The organism is Candidatus Binataceae bacterium (assembly GCA_035308025.1).
Classification (GTDB): domain Bacteria; phylum Desulfobacterota; class Binatia; order Binatales; family Binataceae; genus JAJPHI01.
Genome location: DATGHL010000009.1, coordinates 35,416 through 44,003 on the forward strand (window position 1 = coordinate 35,416; position 8,588 = coordinate 44,003).

Genomic DNA, 8,588 nt, shown 5'->3' on the forward strand with positions numbered 1-8,588 from the left:
CCGCAAAGTCCTGATACTACCTTCGCGGCAACTTCGACAGAAGTTCTTTCTGCCGGCGCGCCCGCTCTGCCGCGAGATCGTCAGGCGCCGCGGATCCTGCTTGATTAGTCAGTTTCCGCGCGATCGCCGCGATTGTCGCATATTGAAACAACTCCGTGACCCGCAACTGGCATCCGAGCTCCTTCTGCAGCCGCGCATGCACCTCCATCAGCCGCAACGAGTCGCCGCCGACATCGAAAAAGTTGTCATTGACGCCCACCTCCGAAATCCGCAATACCTCGCGCCAAATCGCTGCGACCCGACGCTCCATCTCGCCGGCCGGCCGCGCCGATTCCGTCACCTCCCCAGCCTCCACCTGCCCGGCCTCGGGACGCGGCAACGCCGCACGATCGATCTTACCGTTTGCGTTGAGCGGCAACGCCGCGAGCATCGTGAAGGCCGCCGGCATCATGTAGCGCGGCAGCCGGGTCGCCACGAAAGCGCGCAATTCACCCGCCTCGACCCGCTCTGCGCGCCGCGCAACCACATAGGCCAGAAGCCGCTTCGTTCCCGTCGAAGGCCCATCGACGATCACCGAGGCATCGCTCACACCCGGGTATTCACGCAGGATCGCCGCCACCTCGCCGGGTTCGATCCGGTAGCCGGAAATCTTCACCTGATCGTCGAAGCGGCCCAGAAACTCGAGTGCTCCATCCGCCCGCCGCCGCGCTCGATCGCCGCTGCGGTAGATCGCTCCGACGCCGTCGTCTAGCCAGGCCGGGCGCACGAACTTCTCCGCCGTGACCTCCGGCCGATTGAGATAACCGCGCGCCACCCCGTCGCCGCTAATACAGAGCTCGCCACTCTCTGCCGCGCCGACCGGCTTGCCTTTATCATCGAGCAGATAAATCTGCGTCCGATTGATCGGAAAGCCAATCGGCGGCGCGCCCTCGACAAGGTCCCCCGCGGTTATCCGCATCGTCGTGGCGAAGGTCGTCGTTTCAGTCGGGCCGTAGCAGTGGATGACCTCGCAGTCCGGCAGCTCCTGCACCGCCTTCCTGAAATGCTCCCGCGAAGCCGCCTCACCCCCGGTCAAAATCTGCCGCACTCCGCGCAAGTCCTCGATCTGATGCTCCACCATCAGGTTGAACAACGCTGTGGTCAGGAAGATCGTCGTCACGCCGTGGCGTTGGATAATCTCGCCCAGGTCCGCGACCGACAGCGTCCCGGCGGGCGCGACGACGACGGTCGCGCCATTCAGCAACGCTCCCCAGATCTCGAAGGTGGCCGCATCAAACGCCAATGGCGACAGCAGCAGGAAGCGCTGGGCCGCGTCGAACGCCGCATAGTCGGCGCCTTGGACCAGCCGCAATACTCCGCGATGCTCCACCAGCACGCCCTTAGGCCGCCCGGTCGAGCCCGAGGTGTACATCACATAGATAAGATCATCCGGCGCTGCCGCGATTGCCGGATTGCGATCGCTCTCGCGGCCGATCGCCTCGCGCTCGCCATCGATCAGGACAAGCTTAGCGGCGGCGGGCGGCAGGACCTCGGCGCACGCGCGGTCGGTTACGACTACCCCCGCCCCGGTGTCCTCGAGCATGAAGGCGATTCGTTCGCGCGGGTAATCAGGATCGAGCGGCACATAGGCGCCGCCCGCTTTGAGGATCGCAACCAGCGCAATGACCGCCTCGGGAGAGCGCCGCAGGCACACTCCTACCAGCGCCCCATGCGCCGCACCGCGCTCGCGCAGATAATGCGCGAGCCGATTCGCCCTTGCGTTTAGTTCCTGATAGCTGATCTCGCCGCCGTCAGCCCCGGCCAGCGCGATTGCCTGAGGCGTGCGCGCGGCCTGACGCTCGAAAATCGCCTGAACCGACCCCGCTTCCATTCCTGATTGCTTCGAAAAAGATTGATTGCTTCGGAAACTGATTGAAGCGATCGGTGGTGTAGTTCCGGCCCCTGATGCTGCCCTTTCCATGCAAAGCAGCTCCGGCGGCAGCTCGATAGGTGCTGGACGACTAGTGCGCTTTACCAGCCGCCGCCACGGAACAACTTGATAAAGGTCTTACCGATAATTTTGCAGTCCAGCCAGAGCGACCAATTATCGATATAGCGGCAATCGAGGCGCACGATCTCCTCGAAGTCGGTAACCTTGCCGTTCCCGGTCAATTGCCAAAACCCCGTCATGCCCGGCTTTACGCTGAGGCGCCGCTGATGATGCGGGCTGTATTTTGCTACTTCCGCGCGGGTTGGCGGCCGCGTACCAACCAGACTCATGTCGCCCTTCAGGACGTTCAGGAATTGCGGCAGCTCGTCCAGATAGCGCTTACGCATCGCTCGCCCCAGCGGCGTGATCCGCGGGTCGTTGCACAGCTTGAACACATGCCCGCGCATCTCATTCTGATTGATTAGCTCCTTTAGTCTCTCCTCCGCGGTGATGTGCATCGTCCGGAATTTGTAAAGCTTAAAGAGCCGGCCGTTGCGTCCGACTCGCGTCTGCCGGAAAATCACCGACCCTTCGGTCTCCTGCTTAATCCGCCGCGCCAGCAGTAGGTAGGCCACACCGCACCCGATAAGTCCGATCAATGCTCCAACAACGTCGAGCGCACGCTTCACCGCAAGGCGGATTCTCGCCTCCGGCACCGCCTCGAACGAGATAACGTACTGCCCATTGCCGACGCACTCAGTCGTGTAGCGCCCGGCGTTGCCCAGCGGCGAACGCACCAAGGTTCTCAACGTGATCCCGCGCTCCGCACAAATTGTCGGAAGCTGCGAGCCGTCCAGACCGGGGCATTGCCCAATTTGCAGCACTTCATCGATCGCGCAACCGTCCAGGATTGACTCGAAGCTCTCGCAGACCTGCTCACCCTCATCGTCCCCGAGCAGCAGGCGTCCATCGCCGTTCCCGGAGACAAATCCGACAATCTCGCTGGCCCCGCGCCGCCGACTCCGAAAAAACTCTGAACGCTGAGCCGCCTCGCGATTCGCTCCCAGCACCAGCGCCCGCCGTGAATTGCGCCTCGGCTTTAACTGGCTTGCCATCGATTGTACTGCCGCACTGCCCACCGCCAGCGCAAGGGTTCCGAGGGCCAAGGCAATACCTTGATGCGACCCATAGCCGTGGGCTGCCGAAAACCCATCTCGCGCTATCAAACCGAAGAAAGTTCCTAAACTCATCAAACTGATGTTAAACCCTGACTCTTCTCAAATTTCTCCGGTTTGGCTTCGGAGCAAATATTATCGCCTATGGCGCGCGCAATCCGTCTCGCTCGAATGAGCAACACTCATACCAAATAATCGGACAATCGAAGTTATTAACCTATTTGACGTATCTCTGAGTTATACCACCTCATTATCTTCCATTACGATTTTAATCTGCTATATCCCGAGGCACCTGCATCGATCTCGACAAATGTTGAGACAAATTCGATACAAGGGCGTTGACTGTATTGAGACTTCTCATCCGATTTCGGCATACCTACGGGGATATCTGGACCCCGCGCCCGATGGAGACTATGCCTACAGTTCTAGCACAATCTAAAAGGATGCGGAACGAAAAAAAGATGATCCATGATAAGCAAGATCGCTATCTACATAGCTAAAGCGATGCGCCTCAAAACAACCATAGTGGTTTCGTCGATATTTTTCGATCTGTTCTAAAGCTGCTTAACTAAGCGTAACGAAGCTTAAAGTCGAAACATGGCTTGGCCAGCATCTGGGAACGTTGTAAGGCCACCGATGGGTTAAACACTCCCACTGACTGATTAAGCAAGCCGTAATCCGGCGGGCTTACTTGGGCCTTGAGGCATCTACCCGACGCGGTAAGGAATTCACAGTATCGAAGTTTTCGCTTAGCGCCCGGCGATCCCGGGATCAGTCATTCCGCGCAGATCCTGATAGCCGACGCGCGAGGGCTTTATCAGGTACGCAAGGGGCTGACCGCACGACCCTAGCCGACATGAGAGGCTAAGGTGCGGCGTGGTCTGCCGCCAGTCGGCGGGCGAACTCCGCGACACCATCCTGCCATGGCGGGAGTTCGATTCGAGGATCCTGCATCGTCGTGAGTACGCTGAACGGCGGACGCGTCGCCGCTGTTACGAACGCCCTGCTCGACGCTCGAATCGGGGCCTCCAACTGCAGCAATCGGAAGAATTCCCCGACCAGCGCCCAGCGGCTTGTCCCGCCGCGTCCGGCCAGATGGTAGGTCCCGTAGGCTTCGCTCGGGATGAGCCGGCCGATACCTTCAGCTAAATGCGGGACGTAGGTGGGCGAGCCGAACTGATCATCCACTACCCGCACTGTGCCGCTTGCCGCCTTCGCGCGCATCTGATGCATGAAATTTTTGCCATGTTCCCAGAACAGCCACGCGGTCCGCACGACATAGTGCCGTGTGTTCAACGTGCGCACCGCTTCCTCACCGGCCAATTTGCTGGCGCCGTAAGCTGAGATCGGATCAGTCCGATCAAATTCATGATAGGGCCGCCCGGCCCGCCCGTTGAACACGTAATCGCTCGAAACGTGCAGCACAGCGATCGCCAACGCCGCCGTCGCCACCGCCAGATTGCGCGGCCCCAGCGCATTGATCGCGTAAGCCTCCTCCACCTGCGTCTCAGCGCCGTCCACCGCGTTGAAGGCCGCCGCATTGATCACGAGCTGCGGCCGATGGTAACCGAGCGCGTTACGCACGTCGCGCAGTTGCGTGATATCCAGCGATTGCCGATCCAGCGCGACCAGCTGATGCTGCGCGAGCGCATAGGTCAGGCAACGCCCGAGCTGCCCGCCCGCCCCTGTAATGAGAATCTTCACGGTTGGTGCTCCGCCAGCAGCGGCAGCCGCTCAAGCTGCTCTGCAATCGGCCGCGCCGCGGCGTCCGCGGCGGAGAGCCGTGGCTCGCGCAATGGCCATGCGATCCCGATCGCCGGGTCGTTCCAGGCGATCCGCAATTCATCCTGCGGGTAATAGAAGTCCGTACACTTGTATTCGATCTCCGCCACTTCACTGACTATGCAGATACCGTGCGCGTAGCCCGCCGGCACATACAATTGGCGGAAATTCTCCGCCGAGAGCTCGAACGACAGCCATTCGAGATAGCTGGGCGAGCCGCGCCGGATGTCTACGACGACGTCGAAAATCGCTCCCGACAGGCAGCGGACCAGTTTGCCCTGCGGATGAAGCCGCTGCGCATGAAGCCCTCTAATGGTGCCGTAGCCCGAGCGCGAATGATTGTCCTGCACGAACTTGACGTCGATCCCGCCTGCCGCATATTTCTCGGCGTGAAAGGTCTCGAGAAAAAATCCCCGCCCGTCGCGAAAGACTTCGGGTTCGATCACCTTAACCCCGGCGAAGCGGGTCGCGCTAAACTTCACGCTTTCAATCCTTCCTGTTCGATTATCCGCGTCAGGTACTGTCCGTAGCCGCTCTTGCCCATCGCGCGGGCGATCCGCGCCACGTCTGTCGCTCCGATATAACCCATCCGCCAGGCAATCTCTTCGAGACAGGCGATTTTCAGCCCCTGCCGCTCCTCGATCGCCTGGATAAAATTTGCCGCCTGCATCAGGGCCTCATGCGTACCGGTGTCAAGCCACGCCACGCCCCGCCCGAGTAGTTCGACGCGCAACTGCCCGGCGCGCAGGTAGGCCAAATTGAGGTCGGTGATTTCGAGCTCGCCGCGCGGCGAGGGCTTGAGCTGCTCCGCCATCGCCACCACCCGGCTGTCGTAGAAATATAGCCCGGTGACCGCGTACGAGCTGCGCGGACGGTCCGGCTTCTCCTCGATACTCACCGCCCGGCCTCGTTCATCCAACTCGACGACGCCGTACCGTTCGGGATCCTTCACCCAGTAGCCGAACACGGTCGCGCCACGGCGCGACCGCGTCGCTTTCTGCAAAATCTCCGGCAACCCGTGGCCGTAAAAGATATTGTCGCCCAGCGCCAACGCCACGTTGGCGCGGCCGATAAACTCGCGCCCGATCAGAAACGCCTGCGCTATCCCCTCGGGCCTGGGCTGCACCGCGTACGCGAAATGCACGCCCCAGTCCTCGCCGTTGCCGAGCAGGCGGCGAAAACTCTCCTGCTCGTGAGGTGTGTTGATTATCAGGAAATCGCGGATTCCCGCCATCATCAGTGTCGCCAGCGGATAATAGATCATCGGCTTGTCATAAACCGGCGCGAGCTGCTTCGAGATCGCCCGGGTCACCGGATAGAGCCGCGTGCCCGACCCGCCCGCCAGGATGATCCCCTTCCAGGACGCCCCGCGCGCCGCCGCGATACCGCGGCCGCTACGCGCGCGCGCCACGCCCGGCTCGCGTGAGGAAATTCATTACCGATCTCATGCGTCGCGCGACGCTGCGCCAAGTCCCAGCCGTTCCCCGCGATAGCGCCCGCTCTGAACCTGTTCGCTCCACTGGCGATTCGCGAGATACCAGCTCACGGTCCGCCGCAAACCCTCGGCGAGCGCAATGCGCGGACGCCAGCCGAGCTCGCTGGCAATCAGGCTGCAATCGAGCGCGTAGCGACGATCATGGCCGGGACGATCCGGCACAAAGCTCATCAGGCTCGCGTAACTCGCGACGCCGCGCGATTCGAGCGCCGGATTCTGCGCGGCCGGCCACAGTTCCTCGAGCACGCCGCAAATCGCCCCGATCAATTCTAGATTGGTGCGCTCGCAATCGCCCCCGATATTATATTTCGCGCCCACGCGCCCGCGCTCCAGCACCGCCAGCAACCCGGCGCAGTGGTCTTCGACGAAGACCCAGTCCCGCACATTGCCGCCGTCGCCATAGATCGGAATCGGCTCGCCCGCCACGGCTTTCGCCACCACCATCGGAATCAGCTTTTCGGGAAACTGGTAGGGACCGTAGTTGTTGGTGCAGTTCGTAATCAGTACCGGCAGGCGGTAGGTCTCGCGATAAGCCCGCACAAAGTGATCCGCTGCCGCTTTCGACGCCGCATAGGGTGAGTTCGGCGCGTACGCGTCCTCCTCGACCGAGCGTCCGTGCTCACCGAGGGAACCATAGACCTCGTCGGTCGAGACCTGAACGAAACGGAGGTGCGCGAGCGCGGCCGGGCTGAGCTGCGCCGCATACTCGCGCAGCGCTTCGAGCAGCTCGAAGGCCCCCATCACGTTGGTCTCAACGAAATCGCGCGGTCCGTCAATCGAACGATCGACGTGGGTTTCCGCAGCAAAATTCACGATCGCATCGGGCCGCACCTGCGCGATCGTCGCGCGCAGCATCTGCCGGTCAGTTATATCGCCCGGCGCGAAACTGTAATGCGGATTATTCGCGACCTCGCGCAGGTTCAGCAGATTGCCGGCGTACGTCAGCTTATCGAAGACCACCACCCGCCAATCTTTCTGCGCGAGTGTCAGGCGGACAAAATTCGCCCCGATAAAACCCGCGCCGCCCGAAACCATTATTGTCTTCATCGTCTATTCCGGACCCTTATTTATTCCGGACCCTTATTCTGCACCCTCTGTTCTGCACCATCGGCGATTTCTGCGGCACGCTCCGCAAATATCTTAGCCGATTTTGCGATCGAGATGGACCAGTAATTCCTGCGCGTCTTTGCTCACCTTGCCTGCGCAACATTCACCACCTCGACAGTGTTAGGAACGCAATAAGAAATATCTGTTTTCGGAACTAACTGTTTTGATCCGTTACACGTCCCATAAAAGACAAATATAACAATCAAAAGGATATTTAATAGTCACATGTTCAGGATGAAATTTCGCCAAACTGGCCTCACTTTATCTAAATCTATCACATCTTAATTATTGTTCATTTGTCTAATTAGGTGTTTTGAGCGGCACCACGATTGCTGTATCCGAATCGCGGTTCCTAACGTAAAGCTCAGAACAAGTCCACGTGACTTAACCAAAGGGGGATAATATGACTCAATCTCGAGCCAGCCGACGGGTCTTTTTAAAATCTGTAGCTATTACGAGTTTAATGATGTTTTTGAGTGTAATTACGGCTGTCCGCGATGCCCACGCGGCCTCAGCGCGCTCCAGCACCACTCTTGTGGTTGCTGCCTCTCCATCGATAAACAACATACCGCGGATCGGGGTCAATCTGTCGCCGTGGACCTACTACGGGGCTGAGCAGTACCAGTCAAATATCGTGATGAATCCAGGCTTCGAGCCGATTATTGACCGTTCGCTGGTGAGCGTCGCCACCTCCGGCAAGCACGGGTTCACCAATAGTTCAACATGGCCCGCCTATGCGAACAATTTTTGGAACGGTGCCACCTTCGAAGTGCTGACCGGCCAATCGGCTGGGGTCACCGGTAACATCGTCAGTTCACAGATGACCGGATGGAATGGCTTGCCGTGGTTCGGTACTGGTGCCAAGCCCCCGCCCGCCGTGGCGGCGGGCGACGTGATTTCGCTGACCACGACCGAAGCCTCGGGCGGTTTCCCGGCGGACTGGTGGTGGCCGGCGAGCTCGAACAACCAAATCTCGATTAACACCGCCGACGCCCGCCCGGGCAGTCCAGGGATTTCGTCGGGCCAGTTGAAGCTCCAGGCCTACCAGAACACCGAGATCGACGAATACTGGGACACGCTGCCCAACACCATCCCGGGCGGCAAGTTCCTGCCCATCAAT

The 8,588-nt window shown here is 60.2% G+C and carries 7 protein-coding genes; 1 reads left to right on the plus strand and 6 read right to left on the minus strand.

Annotated features, from left to right (window positions below):
* Positions 1–16: 16 nt before the first annotated feature.
* The 6 genes from VKS22_02500 to rfbB all read right to left on the minus strand — a co-directional run bounded on the left by VKS22_02500 (position 17) and on the right by rfbB (position 7,408).
* The gene (locus VKS22_02500) at positions 17–1,870 is read right to left on the minus strand and encodes a non-ribosomal peptide synthetase (GenBank protein ID HLW69471.1); all 1,854 of its coding nucleotides are present in this window, start codon (positions 1,868–1,870) and stop codon (positions 17–19) included.
* Between the two features lie 140 nt (positions 1,871–2,010).
* On the minus strand, positions 2,011–3,024 hold the full coding sequence (locus VKS22_02505; GenBank protein ID HLW69472.1) for a sugar transferase: 1,014 nt from the start codon (positions 3,022–3,024) through the stop codon (positions 2,011–2,013).
* A gap of 924 nt (positions 3,025–3,948) precedes the next feature.
* The gene (gene rfbD, locus VKS22_02510) at positions 3,949–4,788 is read right to left on the minus strand and encodes a dTDP-4-dehydrorhamnose reductase (GenBank protein HLW69473.1); all 840 of its coding nucleotides are present in this window, start codon (positions 4,786–4,788) and stop codon (positions 3,949–3,951) included.
* On the minus strand, positions 4,785–5,348 hold the full coding sequence (gene rfbC / locus VKS22_02515; GenBank protein HLW69474.1) for a dTDP-4-dehydrorhamnose 3,5-epimerase: 564 nt from the start codon (positions 5,346–5,348) through the stop codon (positions 4,785–4,787). Before rfbC ends, rfbD begins: the two co-directional genes overlap by 4 nt.
* Positions 5,345–6,277, minus strand: coding sequence for a glucose-1-phosphate thymidylyltransferase RfbA (rfbA, locus tag VKS22_02520; GenBank protein HLW69475.1), 933 nt, complete (start codon positions 6,275–6,277; stop codon positions 5,345–5,347). Before rfbA ends, rfbC begins: the two co-directional genes overlap by 4 nt.
* Positions 6,278–6,310: 33 nt before the next feature.
* The gene (gene rfbB / locus VKS22_02525; protein ID HLW69476.1) at positions 6,311–7,408 is read right to left on the minus strand and encodes a dTDP-glucose 4,6-dehydratase; all 1,098 of its coding nucleotides are present in this window, start codon (positions 7,406–7,408) and stop codon (positions 6,311–6,313) included.
* A gap of 526 nt (positions 7,409–7,934) precedes the next feature.
* On the opposite strand from rfbB, the gene VKS22_02530 reads away from it, so the two are divergent.
* Positions 7,935–8,588 (plus strand): hypothetical protein (locus tag VKS22_02530; protein ID HLW69477.1); only part of this gene is annotated, 654 nt, incomplete at its 3' end.